The following is a 16,955-nucleotide window of genomic DNA, read 5'->3' as shown; positions in this document are numbered from 1 at the left end:
CACCGCTAGGGAAATGCGCCGCCTGTGCGGCGAGTTGGTCGCGGAGCTGGCGTTTCCGGCGCCCGCGCCGCCCGAGAAGCTGTACCGCGCGCTGTGCGACGCGATGAGCAGACGCCGCGGCCGTCCCGTCCATTTCCGTACGGCCGCCTTTCCGCCCGACACCGCCAGCGGGCTGTGGCTCGACATGGCCGAGCAGGACCTCGTCGTGATCGAGGAACGCACCGCGCCCGACCACCAGCTGGTGATCCTCGGCCATGAGCTGTGGCACATGAAGGCCGGCCACAGCAGCCACAGCGTCGAGGGCGCCTCCGTGGCGGCCCGGCTCCTCGACGACACCGCCGATCTGCGGTCGACGGTGCTGAAGGTCGCCGCCCGCAACCACTTCGACCAGGCGGAGGAGAGGGAGGCCGAGAGCTTCGGCCTGCTGCTGGCCAGCAAGTGCCGTGCCTGGCTGGCGGATTCCTCGGTGCGCGGTCAGCGGGACCACTTAGCGGGGCGGATCGAGGCGTCACTGGGCTACCTGGGGTCACAGGGCTGACCCACAGCCCTGCCGGGGCCCGATTGTCAGTGGTGGACGGCAAGCTGGTGGTGCGCCCTCATGTGCGGGGCGTGACGCGACGACGCCGACCCGGGGAGAGCCGACCGATGCCCACCGCCGTACTGACCGACCGCGAGCGCACCGCCGTCCAGGCCTATCTGCGGCTGTTGCACACCGTACGAGCCGCGTTCGACGGTCCGCCCGGAGGAAGCCGACCATCCATCGTGCCGCCCGCTGTCCTCGCCGAGGCCGAACAGGCGCTGGCGGACGCGGGGCTGAGCGGCAACGAGGAGGCGTTCTTCCGGATGCTGCAGAGCTGGTGCCCGGCGGAGCCGTAGCGGATCCCGCGACAGGCCGGGGGTCAGGTGTGCGGCACGCTCACCGCGGTCGCCACCAGCCCCCGCCGGACGGTCCAACGGCCCTCGAACCCATCGAGCCGGCGGTCGCCCACCCGCGGGCCGGGTACGAGGAGCCGGGCGCGGAAGCCGCCGCTGCCCTGCTCACCGGGGTCGGTGAAGACGTCGATGTCGGCCTCGGTGAAGTCCAGCCACTTCCCGGTGAGCGGGAACCACGCCTTGTAGACGGATTCCTTGGCGCTGAAGAGGAGCCGGTCCCAGTGCACGCCGGGGTGGTCGCCGGACAGGCGGCGCAGCCGTTCCGCCTCGGCGGGCAGGGCGACGGCGGGCAGGACGCCCTCCGGGAGCGTCTGGTGGGGCTCGGCGTCGATGCCGAGGGAGGCCAGGTCGGCGGCGCGGACCAGCGCGGCGGCGCAGTAGCCGTCGCAGTGGGTCATGCTGCCGACCAGGCCGGCCGGCCAGGCCGGGGCGCCGCGTTCGCCGGGCAGGATCGGCTGTGGTGGCACGCCGAGCTTGTCCATGGCGCGGCGCGCGCAGGAGCGTACGACGGCGAACTCACGGCGGCGCTTGTCGACCGCCCGGGCCACGACCGCCTCCTCCTCGGGGTAGAGGGCCGTGTTCGCGGGCTCTTCGTCGCCGTACGCCTCGACGGTGACCACCGAGGCCGGCAGGAGTTCCTCGATCAACGGGTGCCGTCCTCCCTGGGCAGAATCCGGCGCAGCCGTCCGGGCGGGTCCGCTCGCTTGCGCCACTCACGGGGGTAGCCCACCGACACCTCCTCGAAGCGGACGCCTTCGTGCCAGGTGGTCCGCGGGATGTGGAGGTGTCCGTAGACCATGGTCTCGACGCGGAATCTGCGGTGCCAGTCCGCGGTCAGCCGGGTGCCGCACCACATGGCGAACTCGGGGTACCAGAGCACGTCCATGGGGTGGCGGTCCAGCGGGTAGTGGTTGACGAGGACGGTGGGCAGGTCCGCGGGGAGGGCGGCGAGCCGGCGCTCGGTCTCGGCGACCCGGGCCGCGCACCACGCCTCGCGGGACGGGTACGGGTCGGGGTGCAGCAGGTACTCGTCGTTGCAGACGATGCCGGTCCCGTGCGCGTACTTCAGCCCCTCCTCCTTGGTGGTGCAGCCGGAGGGCAGGAACGAGTAGTCGTACAGCAGGAAGAGCGGCGCCACGGCGACCGGGCCGCCGGGGCCGTCCCAGACGGGGTAGGGGTCCTCGGGGGTGGTCACGCCGAGTTCCCGGCACATCTCGACAAGGTGCTCGTAGCGGGGGACGCCGCGCAGGGTGACGGCGTCCTTCGGATGGGTCCACAGTTCGTGGTTGCCGGGCACCCAGACCACCTTGCGGAAGCGGCCGGCGAGCGTCTTGAGGGCCCAGCGGATGTCCGCCACGGTCTCTGCCACGTCACCGGCGACGAGCAGCCAGTCGTCGTCGGAGTCCGGGCGCATCTTCTCGACGAGGGCGCGGTTCTCCTCGTAGCCGATGTGCAGGTCGCTGATGGCCAGCAGTTGTCCGGCACCGCCGACCGTCGACGTCACCCCTCGCCCCTTTCGATCACACGAACGACTCCACGAGAACACAGGATGTGTTCACGGTACAAGGGGGATCAGGTCGGCGCCCCGGCAGGGCGCGGTCGGAGTGGCCGGGGTGGCCGGGGTGGCCGGAGTGGCCGGGGTGGCCGGGGTGGCCGGGGTGGCCGGGGTGGCCGGGGTGGTCAGGAATGATCCGCAATTCCGTAACACGTACGTTGCACGCGGCCGCCCTTGAAAGCCGTATGATCGCCCCAACACCACGGCTATCAACGCCCCTTCGCAAGGGGCGATTTGGTGTCCCTCCAACCACTCTGCCCGGGCATGGGCCTGCTTCGCCCTGCCCGCGAACCCCGAAAGGACGGCCCTGCATGGTCTCTCGCGTACGCGTCTGGCTCAACCGCACGTACGCGGAGAACGTGTTCTTCATGGATCAACTGCGGCGAAATCCCAGTGATCGGGCCGTCGAGATCCATGCGACACACGGGGACGCCGACTCGCCCGTGCTGGCCGCCGCCGACACCGCCGACCTGGAGCCGGAGGGCCTGTCCCCGGCCGGATACGTGGAGTACGCCCTCGCCCAGTGCCGGCGCCGCGGCATCGACGTGTTCGTGCCCCGGCTGCACCAGTCGGCGATCGTGGCGCACCGCGCGGACTTCGAGGCGATCGGTACGGCGCTCCTCGCGCCCCCGCCGGAGGCCGTGGCGGTCTTCCACGACAAGGTGATCGCGTACGAGGCCGTGCAGGCGATCGGGGTGCCGGTACCGCCGTGGTGGCGGGTGCGTGACGCCGATGAACTCATCGCGGCGGTCGACGAGTTGGAGGCGGGCGGACACAAGGCCTGCTTCAAGCCGGCGTCCGGCGCGGGCGGGGTGGGCTTCCGTGTGATCACGCGCGCCCCCTTCTCGCTCATGCACCTCAGCGGGTTCCCCACGCCGTATGTGCAGCTGGATCTTGTCGTGGACGCGTTGCGGCGGGCCGACGAGCCGGTGGACTGGCTGGTGATGCCGCGGCTGGAGCAGCCGGAGGTCTCGGTGGACTGCCTCACCGGTCCCGACAACCGGGTCCGGCTGGCGATCGGCCGGCTCAAGAACGGTCGCCGTCGTGGGTTCACCCTCCAGGAGCAGTGGCTGGAGCCGGCGCGGCTGATCGCGGAGGGGTTCGGGCTGCACCATCTGTCCAACATCCAGTTCCGGATGTTCGGGGAGACGCCGGTGCTGATGGATGTCAACACGCGGCCCGCCGGGGGCTTGCACCAGCTGTCGCTGTGCGGGGTCAATGTGCCGTGGCTGGCGGTTCAGCTGGCGCTCGGTGAGGACCCGGGGGAGGTTGCGCCGCCGTTCCTGGGACAGGACTACACGGTGGTCTCCGGGCCGCGGCCGCTGCGGCCGGTGTCCATTCCGCAGCAGCGGGCGGAGGTCGAGGGGCCGTTGCTGCCGGCGATGCCGGCCCCGGCGCCGGCTGACTCCGTCGGTGTGGCCGGGGCGGCTCAGGTTCTGCCGCTCTAGGTTGCCTGCCGGGTGCGGGATTCGCTGTGGCTTGTCGCGCCCGCGCGGCGGAGCCGCACATCGAGACAGCCCCGCATCCCTGACAGAGTCGCCCTCGCCGGTATGGACCAATCTCGACGTCAGGCCTTGACACCGGAATTGGTCCATACCAACTTGGTCTGCGCACCTCATCTGCACGGCTCTGCACCTCGTGCACTCCCGAACACCCCACACTTCCCAGGGAGATCGCGTGCGCAACCAACCCCTCAGACGACTCAGACGTCGTCTTCTCGCCCTGCTCGGCTCCGCCGCCCTCGCGGTCACCGGAGTCGTCGCCCTTCCCGGTACGGCCCACGCGGCCAACCTCCTCTCCAACTCCGGTTTCGAGTCGGGCGGGCTCTCGCCCTGGTCCTGCGGCGGCAACCTCGGCTCGGTCGTGTCATCCCCCGTGCACACCGGCTCCAAGGCCCTCGCAGGGGCCGTGAGTTCGAGTGACATCGCCCAGTGCACCCAGACCGTCCCGGTCCAGCCGAACACGACGTACACACTCGGCGGCTGGGTGCGCGGGTCGTACGTCTACCTCGGCGTGCACGGTGGTGCGTCGACCTGGACGTCGTCGCCGTCGGCGTACAGCAAGCTCACCGTGTCCTTCACGACCGGTGCCTCCCAGACCAGCGCCACCGTCTACGTCCACGGCTGGTACGCCCAGGGCACCTACTACGCCGACGACATCAGCCTCGACGGGCCCGGTGGCGGCGGTTCGGACAGTCAGGCGCCGTCCGTTCCGGGCAGCCTGCGGTCCACCGGCAAGACGTCGTCGAGCGTCTCGCTGGCGTGGAACGCCTCGACGGACAACGTCGGGGTGACGGCGTACGACATCTACCGGGGTTCGAGCCAGGTGCTCAGTGTCTCCGGTACGAGTGCCACGGTCAGCGGTCTGTCACCGAGCACGGGTCACTCCTTCACGGTGAAGGCGCGGGACGCGGCCGGGAACGTGTCGGCGGCCTCCAACACCGTCAGCGTCACGACGGACGCGGGCGGCGGTGGCGGTACCGGCTTCAAGCAGGCCGCGCCCTATCTGTACCTGGGCTGGGGCGACCCGCCGAGCGCGACCTCGGTGATGAACGCGACGGGCGTCAAGTGGTACACGATGGCGTTCATCCTCTCCTCCGGCGGCTGCAACCCCGCCTGGGACGGACAGCGCCCGCTGACCGGCGGGAACGACCAGAGCGTCATCAACTCCATCCGTTCCGCGGGCGGTGACATCGTGCCGTCGATCGGCGGCTGGAGCGGCAACAAGCTCGGGCCGAACTGTTCGAGCGCCGAGGCGCTGGCGGGTGCGTACCAGAAGGTCATCGACGCGTACGGGCTGAAGGCGATCGACGTAGACATCGAGAACACCGATGAATTCGAGAACGCGACCGTGCAGGACCGGATCCTGAACGCCCTGAAGATCGTCAAGGCGAACAACCCGGGGCTGCGCACCATCATCACCTTCGGTACGTCGACAACCGGCCCGAACTACTGGGGCAACCGCCTCATCGAGCAGGCCAGGGCACTGAACGCGGACATCGACGTCTTCACGATCATGCCGTTCGACTTCGGCGGCGGCGCCGACATGTACGGCAACACGGTGAACGCGACGGAGGGGCTCAAGAACAAGCTGAAGGCGACCTTCGGCTGGGACTACGCCACCGCCTACGCCCACATCGGCATCTCCGGCATGAACGGCCTGTCCGATCAGCAGGAGCTCACCTCACCCGCGACCTGGACCCAGATCCGGGACTGGGCGAACTCGCACCACATCGCCCGTCTCGCCTTCTGGTCGGTCAACCGCGACCGGCCGTGCCCGGGCGGCGGTGTGACGAGCAACTGCTCCGGGATCAGCCAGAACAACTGGCAGTTCACGTCCATCACCGCCGGCTTCACCGGCTGAGGTCGCCCTTCGCCCCCGCCGGGAAGTTTTTTCCGGAAGGGTGTATCAGGGCGCGGACAGCGCGCTCATAAGAGTGCAAGGCAACGGGGGAACCACGGGGGAACGCACCACCACGGGGGATGTACGGGGGCTTCGGGTCGGCCGGCGCTGTCACGGGGGCGGCGGCCGGCCGACTCGAAGGTGCGTCGCCGGCTCAGAAGTGGGTCAGAAGCGGCCCGCGCCGCGGTACAGCTCCAGTTCCCCTTCCAGCTCGACGGCGAGCACGGTGGCGTGCGGGTCGAGGTCCGCCCCGGTGGGCGGTTCGATCCAGAGGACGCCCGGCGTTTCGTGCAGGCCGCCGGTGATGCGGTGGGCCAGTTCGGTGCCGCTGCCGAGGACCGTGACCCGGCGTACCGAGCCGAGCAGTCCGCGCACGTTGATCTCGGCGCGCGGGGCGTCGAAGAGGACCAGGTACAGGGTGCGACGGTCCTCGGAGAGGGTGCTCGGGCCGTAGTGGTGCCCGGCCGGGAGGCCCCGCCCGGTGCCGTACACCGCCTCCGCGTGCTTGGCGATCCAGTCGCCGAGCCCCTCCAGGCGTTCGACGTGCTCCTGCGGGATCGTGCCGTCCTCGCATGGTCCGACGCTGAGCAGCAGGTTGCCACCGCCGCCGATCGTCTCCGTGAAGTAGCGGATCAGCTGGTCGACCGACTTGTGGTTGTGGTCGTGGTGCTGGTGGCCCCAGGAGTCGTTGAGCGTCAGGCACAGCTCCCAGGGGCCCTCGGGCGGGACGACCGGGGCGCCCTGTTCCGGTGTCGCGTAGTCGCCCTCGCTGAGCATGCGGGCGTTGAAGACGACGTCCGGCACCTCGGAGCGGATCAGCGCGGCCAGCTCGGGGATGCGCCACTGCTCCTCGCTGCGGTCCCACTCGCCGTCGAACCACAGCAGGTCCGGCTTGTAACGGGACGTCAACTCGCGGATCTGGCCGTCCCGGTAGGCGAGGAAGCGTTCCCAGGCGTCCAGGTCCTCGTCCTCGGCCGCGACCTCCGAGTACCGGTTGTCCTCCAGCTCCGGCGGGCGGCCGGGCTTGCGCGTGGAGGCGTAGTCGGGGTGGCTCCAGTCCGAGTGCGAGTAGTAGAGGCCGACCTTGAGGCCCTGCTCACGCAGGGCGTCCGCGTAGCCGCCGATCAGGTCGCGGCCCACGTTCAGGTCGCCGTGGGCGGTGTCCCAGAGGGCGACGCCGTCGTGGTGGCGGCTGGTCAGGACGGCGTACCGGGCACCGGCCCGCGCGAAGAGCTTCGCCCAGTCGCGCGGGTCGTAGCGGGATGCCGTGAAGCGGTCGAACTGGGTCATGTACTGGTCGTACGGGACGATGTCGTCGTAGAACGACCAGGACTCCTGCACACCGTCCACGGCGTAGATGCCCCAGTGGATGAAGATCCCCAACTTGGCGTCGGGGAACCAGGGTTGCATGGGCACCCCCGCTCAGCTCCCTTCCGCGCGCCGCAGTCGGAGCGTGAGGACCTGGAAGGGGCGCAGGGCGACGGCGACCCCGCCGTCCGCGTTGACGTCCGCGTCCTCCAGGGGGCGCTCCAGCAGGTCGGTCACCTGGGCCCCGGCGAGCGGGAAGCCGGTGCGCAGGACGCCGGTCGACCGGCCGCCACCGCACTCGTAGAGGCGGACGACGACGTCACCGGACTCGTCGTCGGCCAGCTTGACCGCCTCGACGGTCACCCCGTCCCCGGCCACGGAGACGACCGGTTCGGGCGCGCCCGCCGCGTCCGCCACGCGCAGGGGGAGGTTGAGCGAGTAGCCCTCGGCGACGGCGTCCTCGATGCTCGCACCGGGCAGGAGGGAGTAGGTGAAGCGGTGCTTGCCCTGGTCGGCCTCGGGGTCCGGGATGCGCGGGGCGCGGACCAGGCTGAGGCTGACCCGGGTCGTCGTACCGCCGTCCTCGCGGACCGTGCGGGAGACGTCGTGGCCGTACGTCGAGTCGTTGATGACCGCGACGCCGTAGCCGGGCTCGGCGATGTGCACCCAGCGGTGACCGGAGACCTCGAAGCGGGCCGCCTCCCAGCTGGTGTTGGTGTGGGTGGGGCGCTGGACGTGGCCGAACTGGATCTCGGCGGAGGAGTGCGGGGCCCGGATGTCCACCGGGAAGCCCGCCTTGAGGATCTTCTCGGCCTCGTGCCAGTCGATCTCGGTCTCGAAGTCGATACGGGGGCTGCCGGCGCGCACCGTGATCATCTGGGTGATCTTCGAGCCCTTGCCGAAGGACCGCGTGACGCGGATCGCGCCCACGAGGGGGTCTTCCTCGACGACGGTGACCGCGTCCGTCTCCAGCAGGTCCTTGTAACGGTTCTTGTAGTGCTTGTCGATGTCCCAGGCGTCCCAGTAGTTGGGCAGGTCCGTGTGGAGGCGGAGCAGGTTGCCCTGGTCGGCGAGGACTTCCCGGTTCGTCCGGTGGTCGCGGACGGACGACAGGGTGCCGTCCTCGGCGACCTCGACCCGGATCAGTCCGTTGTCGAGGACCCGGCCGGAGACGGAGACCGGCTGCGCGGGCTCGGCTCCCGTCAGGGGCGCGCTGCCGTTCGCGGGCACCCGCACATACGCCGGTGTGCCCTCGGCGGTGCGGACCACCTCGGCGCGCTCGAACGGGCTCGTGTTGAAGACCCTGGCCTCGCCCGCGCCCAGCGCCGCGACCGCCTCGGCCGTCAGCGCCTCCAACTCCTCGGCCACGCGGGCGTATTCGGCCTCCGCCTCGCGGTGCACCCACGCGATCGACGAGCCCGGCAGGATGTCGTGGAACTGGTGCAGCAGCACCGTCTTCCACAGCCGGTCCAGCTTCTCGTACGGGTAGGAGTAGCCCGGCGCGTGCAGCGCGGCCGTCGTCGCCCACAACTCGGCCTCGCGGAGCCGGTGTTCGGAGCGGCGGTTGCCCTGCTTGGTGCGGGCCTGGGAGGTGTAGGTGGCGCGGTGCAGCTCCAGGTAGAGCTCGCCGACCCACACGGGGGCGTCCGGGTACTCCTCGCGGGCCTTGGCGAAGAACTCGTCGGGGTGCTCCACGACGACCTTGGGCGAGCCCTCCAGGTCGGCGAGGCGGCGCGCCCGCTCCATGATCTCGCGGGTGGGGCCGCCACCGCCGTCGCCCCAGCCGAAGGGGGCCAGCGAGCGCGTACCGGCGCCCTTCTCGGAGTAGTTGCGGACCGCGCGGTCCATCTCCTCGCCGCTGAAGCGGGCGTTGTAGGTGTCGACCGGCGGGAAGTGGGTGAAGATGCGGGTGCCGTCGATGCCCTCCCACCAGAAGGTGTGGTGGGGGAACTTGTTGGTCTGGTTCCAGGAGATCTTCTGGGTGAGGAACCAGTCGTTGCCGGCGAGCTTGGCGAGCTGCGGGTAGGCGGCGGTGTAGCCGAAGGAGTCCGGCAGCCAGACGCCCTTGGTCTCGACGCCGAAGTGCTCGATGAAGAACCGCTTGCCGTGGATGAGCTGGCGGGCGATGGCCTCGCCGCCGGGCAGGTTGCCGTCGGCCTCCACCCACATGCCGCCGACCGGCGCCCACTGGCCCTTCTTCACGGACTCCTGGATGCGGGCCCAGACGTGCGGGTAGTTGTCGCGCACCCACTCGTACTGCTGGGCCTGGGAGCAGGCGAAGATGAAGTCGTCGTACTCGTCGGCCAGCGAGGTGACGTTGGAGAAGGTGCGGGACGTCTTGCGCTTGGTCTCGCGGATGGGCCAGAGCCAGGCCGAGTCGATGTGCGCGTGGCCGACGCCGGAGATCGTGTGCGCGCTGGCGTGCGCGGGGCGGGCCAGGACGGGCGCGAGCAGCTCGCGGACGGCCGCGGCACTGCCGGAGACGTCGTCCAGGTCGAGGGCGTCCATGGCCCGGTCGAGGGCGTGCATGATCTCGTGGCGGCGCGGCTCGTGCTCGCCGAGGTGGACCATGAGCTCGCGCAGCACCTGGATGTCGAGGTCGAGGTGCCAGACCTCTTCGTCCAGGACGGCGATGTCGGCGCGCTGGAAGGTGTAGAGGGGCTTGTCGCCCGCCGTGAGGATGTCGCCGAGCGGGGTCGTCCTCGAGAAGTTGTCGGCCAGGATGTCCGGGTTGGAGGCGGCCTCGACCAGGTAGTCGATCTCCTCGCCGCCCGCGACGGGGTTGCCGATCGGGACGTACTGGTTGAGCGGGTTGACCGCCTTCAGGGGGCGGCCGTCGGGCAGGTGGACCAGGGCCTCGGCCTGGTTTCCGGGCCAGTCCCCCACGAAGCCGAGGTCGATGACCGCCTCGACGCGCCGTCCGGCCCACTCGGCCGGCACCCGGCCGCGCATCCGGAACCAGGTCGTGCCCCAGGGCGGGCCCCACGGGGTGTCCATCGCGAAGGGCGCGTAGCGGGCGGCCGCGGCCTCCTCGAAGGAGACCGGCTCACCCGGCGCCTGCCAGGCCTCGACCTCGAAGGGGACGGTGGCCGAGTAGATCGCGGGCTTGATGCGCTGGTTGTGGACGCGCTCGACGCGTTCCTCGATCCGGCGGCGTTCGTCGTGCATGAGGGGTCTCCAGGGAGGGAGAGAACGGAGAGGGAAGCGAGGTGGGTGAAAGCGCTTTCCGAGGCGAGCGCTACCTAAGGTACGACAGTCCCGGATGGACCGAGAAGTAGCCCTCGACCAGCCTGCGGGCGACGCCCACCGAGTCGACCAGCGGGTGCAGCGCGAAGGCCTTCACGGCGGTCATACGGGAACCGGACTCGGCGGCGGCCAGCACCTCCCGCTCGACCGCCTTGACCGAGCAGACGAGGCCGGTCGCGTGATCGGGCAGCGGGGCGACGGCGACCGGGTGGGCGCCGTTGGCGTCGACCAGGCACGGCACCTCGATGACGGCCTCGGAGTCGAGCACCGAGAGCGTGCCCTGGTTGCGGACGTTGAGGATCAGGGTCGTGCGCTCGTCACGGGCGATGGCCCGCATCAGCGCGAGCGCCACCTTCTCGTAGCCGCCGGACAGGTCGTCGGCGTCGCGCTCGCCGGCGCCGGCCGTCTCCCGGTTCTCCGACATGTAGGTGGCCTCGCGCTCGGCGCGGGTGCGGTCCCAGATCTCCAGGGCGGAGGCGTCCGACCGCTCGACCTCGCGGTAGAAGTGCGCCTGCTGGTCGGCGAGGAAGGCGCCACGGGTCTTCTCGGCCTGCTGGTAGGCGCGGACGGCCTCCCGGTTGAAGTAGTAGTAGTGCAGATACTCGTTCGGGATCGCGCCGAGCGAGCGGAGCCAGTCGACGCCGAAGAGCTTGCCCTCCTCGAAGGAGCCGAGCAGGTCGGGGTCGGCGAGCAGGCGCGGCAGTTCGTCGCGGCCGGCGACGCGCAGGCCGCGCACCCAGCCGAGGTGGTTGAGGCCGACGTAGTCGATCCACGCCTCGCCGGGATTCTTCACGCCGAGCACGCGGGCGATACGGCGGCCGAGGCCGACCGGCGAGTCGCAGATGCCGATGACGCGGTCGCCGAGGTGGCGGGACATGGCCTCGGTGACCAGGCCCGCCGGGTTGGTGAAGTTGATGACCCAGGCGTCGGGGGCGAGCCGGGCCACGCGCTGGGCGATGTCGACGGCGACCGGGACGGTCCGCAGACCGTAGGCGATGCCGCCCGCGCCGACCGTCTCCTGGCCGAGGACGCCCTCGGCGAGCGCGACCCGCTCGTCGTTCGCCCTGCCCTCCAGGCCGCCGACGCGGATCGCCGAGAAGACGAAGTCGGCGCCACGCAGGGCCTCGTCCAGGTCGGTCGTGGCGGTCACCTCGGGCGCGTCGGGCACTCCGGCCGCCTGCTCGGCGAGGACGCGAGTCACCGCGGAGAGCCGGCGGTCGTCCAGGTCGTGCAGCACGACGCGGGTGACCCGGCCTTCGGCGCGGTCCGTCAGGAGCGCCCCGTACACGAGCGGCACGCGGAATCCGCCGCCGCCCAGAATCGTGAGTTTCACACTTGAACCTTTCCTGCCACGACCACCTCGACGCCCGCCTCCTCCAGGGAGGACCGGGTCGCCGCGTCGACCGGCGCGTTCGTCACCACCACGTCCAGGTCATCCGGACCGCAGACCTTCGCCATCCCCGTACCCGGGAACTTCGCCGCGTCGGCGAGCAGCACGACCTTCTCGCCGGCCTTGATCATGGCCCGCTTGACCGGCACCTCGACGACCGTCGTGTCCATCACCTGCCCGCCCGGCCGTACTCCACTGGTGCCCAGGAAGAGCCAGTCGGCATGCAGCTGGCGCAGATTGTCCTCGGTGAGGAAGCCGACCAGGGAGCGGTACTCGCGGCGGACCATGCCGCCGAGCAGCACCAGCTCGATGCCCTCGTCGTCGGCGAGTTCCTCGTAGACCACCAGGTTGCTGGTGATCACGGTGAGGCGGCGGCCGTGCAGCTGGCGGGCCAGCCGGAAGGCGGTGGTGCCGATGTCGAGCAGCACCGACTGACCATCTTCGATCATCGCGGCGGCGTGTGCGGCTATGGCGTCCTTCTCGGGCACGCGCATCTCCGCGACCTCGGCGAAGGGCTGGTCGCCCTCCTCCACTACCGCGCCGCCGTGCACCCGCGTGAGCAGGCCGTCCTCCTCGAGTTTGACCAGGTCACGCCTGATCGTGGCCGGGCTCACACCCAGCTGCTCGGAGAGGTCGGTCACAGCCGCGGGGCCCCCGGCGCGCAGGGCCCGCAGGATGAGTTGGTGTCGTCGTTCTGCCAGCACGGCGTGAACACTACTCGTCATCTTCAATCATCGCCATGCTCATTTCTGCTCGGGTATTGACCAATCTCTCCGATCGGCGCACGATTCCGCTCACCGAAATGAAGAGTTTTGACGATCTCCGAGCTCTGGCGAGCGGGAGCACGAGCGAGAGGACGCGATCCGTGGACGACGACCGGCCCGATGTGCTGCTGACCGGGCTGCTCTTCTACGACCTCGTCCTCACGGGGCTCGGGAAGCCGCCGACCCCGGGCGAGGAGATCTGGACGGGCGGCATGGGCTGCGGCCCGGGCGGCATCGCCAACCTGGCGGTGGCCGCCGCCCGCTTCGGCCTGCGGACCTCGCTGGCCACGGTGTTCGGCGACGACCTCTACGGCGAGTGGTGCCGGGACGTCCTGTGCGACCAGGAGGACATCGACCTCTCGCTCTCCCGCACGGCGGACGACTGGCCCACCCCCGTCACCGTCTCCCTCGCCTACGGCCACGACCGGGCCCTCGTCACCCACGGCCAGGAGCCCCCGTACTCGCAGGACGCGCTGATGGGCGACCCGCCCGAGGCGCGCACGGCCCTCGTGCACATCGAGGCCGAACCCCGCGCATGGCTGGCCAAGGCCGCCGCGAACGGCACGCAGATCTATGCCGACGTCGGCTGGGACCCCACCCAGCAGTGGTCGACCGACCTGCTCGACCAGCTCTCCCTGTGCCACGCCTTCCTCCCCAACGAGACCGAGGCCATGGCCTACACCCGCACCGACAGCGCGGTCGCGGCCCTCGGCACGCTCAGTGAGCTGGTCCCGGTGGCCGTGGTGACACGCGGCGGGGACGGCGCCGTAGCCGTCGACCAGACGACCGGCGAGTACGCGGAGGTCCCGGCCCTGGACGTCGACGTCCTCGACGCGACGGGCGCCGGGGACGTGTTCGGGGCGAGCTTCGTCGCGGCCTCGCTGGGCGGCTGGCCGCTGGAGGAACGGCTCCGGTTCGCCGTGCTCGCCGCCGGACTGTCCGTACGGCACCACGGCGGCGCGCTGGCGGCCCCCGGCTGGTACGGCGTCGACCGCTGGTGGCGGTCGGCGAAAGACCCCGAACTACGGCGCGCGTACGGATTTCTCGCGCACCGCATCCCGGCCGACGTGGGCCCGCCCGTGCGCCACGCCCCCGTCACCCCGCCGACCGGTCCCATGCCCGTGGGCCCACGCGCCTGCGAACGGCGGCCCTGACCCTCCCACCCCCTCTCCACGTCGAACAGGAACAACAGGAGTCACCCGTGGACCTTTCCCGTAGAGGCTTCCTCCAGGCCGCCGCGCTCACCGCGGCCGCCTCCGGCCTGACCGTCGCCTGCGGCGGCGGCTCGGAATCGGCCGGCACCAAGAACGGCAAGAACCTCACCCTGTGGTACTGGGGCGGCGCCCTCAGCGACAAGGTGGTCGCCGACGCCAAGACGCACTTCGGCAGCCAGATCAAGCTGACCGCCGCGTCCATCGGCGGCGACTTCAAGCAGAAGCTCACCACCACCCTCGCGGCGGGCGGCTCCTCGGTGCCCGACATCACCGGCATCAAGGGCGAGGACATAGCCTCCTTCCTGCCCAACGCCGACCGCTTCCTCGACCTGAACGACCTGGGCTTCAAGAAGATCTCGTCCCAGTACCTGGAGTGGAAGACCAAGCTCGCCCAGACCAAGGACGGCAAGCAGATCGGGTTCCCGATCGACATCGGTCCCACCGCGCTGTTCTACCGCGCGGACCTGTTCGACAAGGCCGGGCTGCCCACCGATCCGGCCAAGGTCGCGGCCGAGACCAAGACGTGGGACGACTACTTCGCGCTCGGCTCGGAGCTGAAGAAGGCCCTGCCCGGCATCTTCCTGGTCAACAACATCAGCGCGGTGTTCAACATCGCGGTCGGCCAGGGCACCAAGCGGTTCATCGACGAGGACAACCACTTCATCGGCGACCAGGAGCACATCCGCACCGCGTGGGAAACGGCGATCCGCCCCTACACGCTCGGCATCGACGCCAAGATCAACGACCAGACCTGGAACGCCGCCATTGGCAAGAACCTGGCCACCGAACTCGGCGCCGCCTGGCACGCGCTGGACATCGAGTCGGCCGCCCCGGGCACCAAGGGCAAGTGGCGGGTCTGCGCGACGCCGCACGGGCCGGCCAATCAGGGCGGCTCCTATCTGGCCCTGCCCTCGCAGTGCCGGAACCCCGAAGAGGCGTTCAAGATCATCAGCTGGATCCTCAGCCCGGACAACAACGCCAAGAGCTACACCGACGCCACCATCTTCCCCGCCTCTCCGGCGACGTACTCGATGGAGGCCATGACGGGCCCCGACGCCTTCTTCGGCGGACAGAAGATCATCGAGGTCTTCGGCCCGGCTGCCGAAGCCATCCCGGTGAGCTACGAGGCGCCCGCGGACTCCGCGGTCATGGCGCCCTTCACGGCCGAGCTGAGCAGCATCGAGGCCAAGGGCAAGAAGCCCGACGACGCCTGGCACGACGCGGTCAGCCAGGCCAAGCAGATCGCCCGGCGACAGGGGGTGAGCTGAGGTGTCGTCCCCTCCGGTCACCGGCCCCGCCCCGGTGCACCGGCACCGGGGCGGGGCGGGCCCGGCCCGCTTCCGCCCGCGGCGCACCCCGCCCGCGGGCGCCGCTCGGCCCAGGCGTCGCGGGGTGCTGTCGTACTGGCGGCAGTACCTGGCGATCTCGCCCTTCTACCTGATCTTCGCCGCCTTCTCCTTCGTCCCCGTCTTCTATTCGCTGTATCTGGCCTTCCAGCGCTACGACGGCCTGGGCACCAAGCAGTTCGTGGGGCTGCAGCAGTTCGAGTTCCTCTGGAACGACCCGGTCTTCTGGCTGTCGATCCGCAACACCCTGGCGATCTGGGTCCTGTCCACCGTTCCCACGCTGTTCGGCGCCCTGGTGCTGGCCACGCTGCTGCACTCGGTGCGCCGCTTCAAGGGCTTCTACCGCATCGCCCTCTATGTACCGAACGTCACGTCGATCGTCGCCGTGGCGATCTTCTTCGGCGCGGTGTTCAGCAACAACTTCGGCCTCGTCAACGCGATCCTGGGCACGGTCGGCATCTCACCCGTGCCGTGGCTGAGCAATCCGTGGCTGATCAAAGTGGTGATCGCGGCGCTGATGACGTGGATGTGGACCGGCTACAACATGATCATCTATCTGGCGGGCCTCCAGGCCATCCCCCAGTCGGTCTACGAGGCGGCCAGGATGGACGGCGCGGGGCCGGTGCGGACCTTCTTCCAGATCACCATTCCGATCATGCGGCCGATCATCCTGTTCACCGTCGTCATCTCGACCATCAACGGTCTGCAGAGCTTCAGCGAACCCCAGGTGCTCTTCGCCAGCAACGCCGCCAACCAGAACCTGGGCGGCCCCGGCCAGGCGGGCCTGACCACGCTGCTGTACTTCTACCAGTCGGCCTTCCTCGACAACGACTACGGCTACGGCGCGGCCATCGTGTGGGCCTTCTTCGTACTGATCATCGTGCTCGTCGTCGTCAACTGGCGCATCGTGCAACGAGGGAGGAAGTCATGACGACAGCCGCCACGCCGCGGCCGGCCACCGGCGCGAAGCGGCTGCGCCGCCCCAAGGGCCTGTCCGCGCACATCCTGCTCATGGTGGCCGTCCTGATCTCGGTCTTCCCGTTCGTATGGACGATCGTGATGGCGACCAACACCACCAAGGACATCTACAAGAGCCCACCGAAGCTGACGTTCGGCTCGCATCTGCTGGAGAACATCCGGCATGTGCTCGACACCATCGACTTCTTCGGGTCGATGCTCAACACGATCGTCGTCGCGTCCGTCACGACGGTACTGGTGCTGTTCGTCGACTCCCTGGCGGCCTTCGCCTTCGCCAAGTTCGACTTCCCCGGGCGCAAGGTCCTCTTCGGCACGCTGCTGGTGTTCATGATGCTGCCGCTCCAACTGGCCGTCCTGCCGCAGTTCATCCTGATGTCCGAGATCGGCTGGGTCGGCATGCTCAAGGCGCTGGTCTGGCCCGCCCTCTCCAACGCCTTCGGCATCTTCTGGCTGCGCCAGTACATCGAGAACGGCGTGCCCGACGAACTGCTCGACGCGGCGCGCATCGACGGGGCCGGGTTCTTCCGCCAGTACTGGAACGTCGCGCTGCCGATGATCAGGCCCGCGATGTCCTTCCTCGCCATCTACGCCTTCGTCGGCGCCTGGAACGACTACGTCTGGCCGCTCATCGTGCTCACCAACCCCGAACACGTGACGCTGCAGGTGGAGCTCGCCCAGCTCAACGTCGGCCACAGCACCGACTACAGCATGGTCATGGCCGGGGTGCTCATGGCGTCCCTCCCTCTGGTCATCGTTTTCAGCGTCTTCGCGCGCGGGTTCATCGCGGGCGCCACCGAAGGTGCGGTACAGGGCAGCTGA

14 protein-coding genes are annotated in these 16,955 nt (G+C 69.9%); 8 read left to right on the top strand and 6 right to left on the bottom strand.

Going from position 1 to position 16,955, the window contains the following annotated elements; all coding sequences use genetic code 11:
- The first annotated feature begins 13 nt into the window (after positions 1 to 13).
- Both ABIE67_RS39815 and ABIE67_RS39810 read left to right on the top strand, forming a co-directional pair.
- Entirely contained in the window at positions 14 to 538 is a 525-nt protein-coding gene (locus tag ABIE67_RS39815) for a toxin-antitoxin system, toxin component (protein WP_370266431.1), read from the top strand.
- 107 nt (positions 539 to 645) lie between these two features.
- Positions 646 to 876, top strand: coding sequence for a hypothetical protein (locus tag ABIE67_RS39810; protein ID WP_370266430.1), 231 nt, complete (start codon positions 646 to 648; stop codon positions 874 to 876).
- 23 nt (positions 877 to 899) lie between these two features.
- Here the strand turns inward: ABIE67_RS39810 and ABIE67_RS39805 are convergent, their stop codons facing one another.
- Positions 900 to 1,580 (bottom strand): 4'-phosphopantetheinyl transferase, encoded by a 681-nt coding sequence (locus ABIE67_RS39805; RefSeq protein WP_370266429.1) that lies wholly within the window; start codon positions 1,578 to 1,580, stop codon positions 900 to 902.
- Positions 1,577 to 2,437 carry a metallophosphoesterase gene (locus ABIE67_RS39800; protein WP_370266428.1) on the bottom strand — a complete coding sequence of 287 codons (861 nt, stop codon included), beginning with the start codon at positions 2,435 to 2,437 and terminating at the stop codon, positions 1,577 to 1,579. The genes ABIE67_RS39805 and ABIE67_RS39800 overlap by 4 nt, the downstream gene beginning before the upstream one ends.
- A gap of 362 nt (positions 2,438 to 2,799) precedes the next feature.
- Between ABIE67_RS39800 and ABIE67_RS39795 the strand changes: the two genes are divergently transcribed.
- Positions 2,800 to 3,936 carry an ATP-grasp domain-containing protein gene (locus ABIE67_RS39795; protein WP_370266427.1) on the top strand — a complete coding sequence of 379 codons (1,137 nt, stop codon included), beginning with the start codon at positions 2,800 to 2,802 and terminating at the stop codon, positions 3,934 to 3,936.
- A 229-nt stretch (positions 3,937 to 4,165) separates the two neighbouring features.
- On the top strand, positions 4,166 to 5,851 hold the full coding sequence (locus tag ABIE67_RS39790; protein WP_370266426.1) for a carbohydrate binding domain-containing protein: 1,686 nt from the start codon (positions 4,166 to 4,168) through the stop codon (positions 5,849 to 5,851).
- 204 nt (positions 5,852 to 6,055) lie between these two features.
- Here ABIE67_RS39790 and ABIE67_RS39785 read toward each other — a convergent pair whose 3' ends face one another.
- The 4 genes from ABIE67_RS39785 to ABIE67_RS39770 all read right to left on the bottom strand — a co-directional run bounded on the left by ABIE67_RS39785 (position 6,056) and on the right by ABIE67_RS39770 (position 12,538).
- Positions 6,056 to 7,306 (bottom strand): alpha-L-fucosidase, encoded by a 1,251-nt coding sequence (locus ABIE67_RS39785; protein ID WP_370266425.1) that lies wholly within the window; start codon positions 7,304 to 7,306, stop codon positions 6,056 to 6,058.
- 6 nt (positions 7,307 to 7,312) lie between these two features.
- The gene (locus tag ABIE67_RS39780) at positions 7,313 to 10,366 is read right to left on the bottom strand and encodes an alpha-mannosidase (protein WP_370266424.1); all 3,054 of its coding nucleotides are present in this window, start codon (positions 10,364 to 10,366) and stop codon (positions 7,313 to 7,315) included.
- Between the two features lie 70 nt (positions 10,367 to 10,436).
- Entirely contained in the window at positions 10,437 to 11,777 is a 1,341-nt protein-coding gene (locus ABIE67_RS39775; RefSeq protein ID WP_370266423.1) for a 6-phospho-beta-glucosidase, read from the bottom strand.
- Complete coding sequence (locus ABIE67_RS39770) at positions 11,774 to 12,538, bottom strand: DeoR/GlpR family DNA-binding transcription regulator (RefSeq protein ID WP_217208136.1); 765 nt, start codon at positions 12,536 to 12,538, stop codon at positions 11,774 to 11,776. Before ABIE67_RS39770 ends, ABIE67_RS39775 begins: the two co-directional genes overlap by 4 nt.
- A gap of 161 nt (positions 12,539 to 12,699) precedes the next feature.
- On the opposite strand from ABIE67_RS39770, the gene ABIE67_RS39765 reads away from it, so the two are divergent.
- The 4 genes from ABIE67_RS39765 (at position 12,700) to ABIE67_RS39750 (ending at position 16,955) form a co-directional block, all read left to right on the top strand.
- A complete protein-coding gene (locus tag ABIE67_RS39765; RefSeq protein ID WP_370266422.1) occupies positions 12,700 to 13,752 on the top strand; it encodes a carbohydrate kinase family protein in 1,053 nt (350 codons plus the stop codon).
- A 47-nt stretch (positions 13,753 to 13,799) separates the two neighbouring features.
- Positions 13,800 to 15,080 (top strand): ABC transporter substrate-binding protein, encoded by a 1,281-nt coding sequence (locus ABIE67_RS39760; RefSeq protein ID WP_370266421.1) that lies wholly within the window; start codon positions 13,800 to 13,802, stop codon positions 15,078 to 15,080.
- A 124-nt stretch (positions 15,081 to 15,204) separates the two neighbouring features.
- Positions 15,205 to 16,089, top strand: coding sequence for a carbohydrate ABC transporter permease (locus tag ABIE67_RS39755; protein ID WP_370269387.1), 885 nt, complete (start codon positions 15,205 to 15,207; stop codon positions 16,087 to 16,089).
- Positions 16,086 to 16,955, top strand: coding sequence for a carbohydrate ABC transporter permease (locus ABIE67_RS39750; RefSeq protein ID WP_370266420.1), 870 nt, complete (start codon positions 16,086 to 16,088; stop codon positions 16,953 to 16,955). Before ABIE67_RS39755 ends, ABIE67_RS39750 begins: the two co-directional genes overlap by 4 nt.

The sequence above is a fragment of the Streptomyces sp. V4I8 genome (assembly GCF_041261225.1).
Taxonomy (GTDB): domain Bacteria; phylum Actinomycetota; class Actinomycetes; order Streptomycetales; family Streptomycetaceae; genus Streptomyces.
The sequence above is the reverse complement of the archived record's forward strand: the minus strand, read 5'-3'. Positions and strand labels throughout refer to the sequence as shown.

Coding starts and splice junctions, on each gene's coding strand:
- ABIE67_RS39815 (WP_370266431.1), top strand. CDS start 14: ATGCGCCGCCTGTGCGGCGAGTTGGTCGCGGAGCTGGCGTTTCCGGCG.
- ABIE67_RS39780 (WP_370266424.1), bottom strand. CDS start 10,366: ATGCACGACGAACGCCGCCGGATCGAGGAACGCGTCGAGCGCGTCCAC.
- ABIE67_RS39795 (WP_370266427.1), top strand. CDS start 2,800: ATGGTCTCTCGCGTACGCGTCTGGCTCAACCGCACGTACGCGGAGAAC.
- ABIE67_RS39750 (WP_370266420.1), top strand. CDS start 16,086: ATGACGACAGCCGCCACGCCGCGGCCGGCCACCGGCGCGAAGCGGCTG.
- ABIE67_RS39810 (WP_370266430.1), top strand. CDS start 646: ATGCCCACCGCCGTACTGACCGACCGCGAGCGCACCGCCGTCCAGGCC.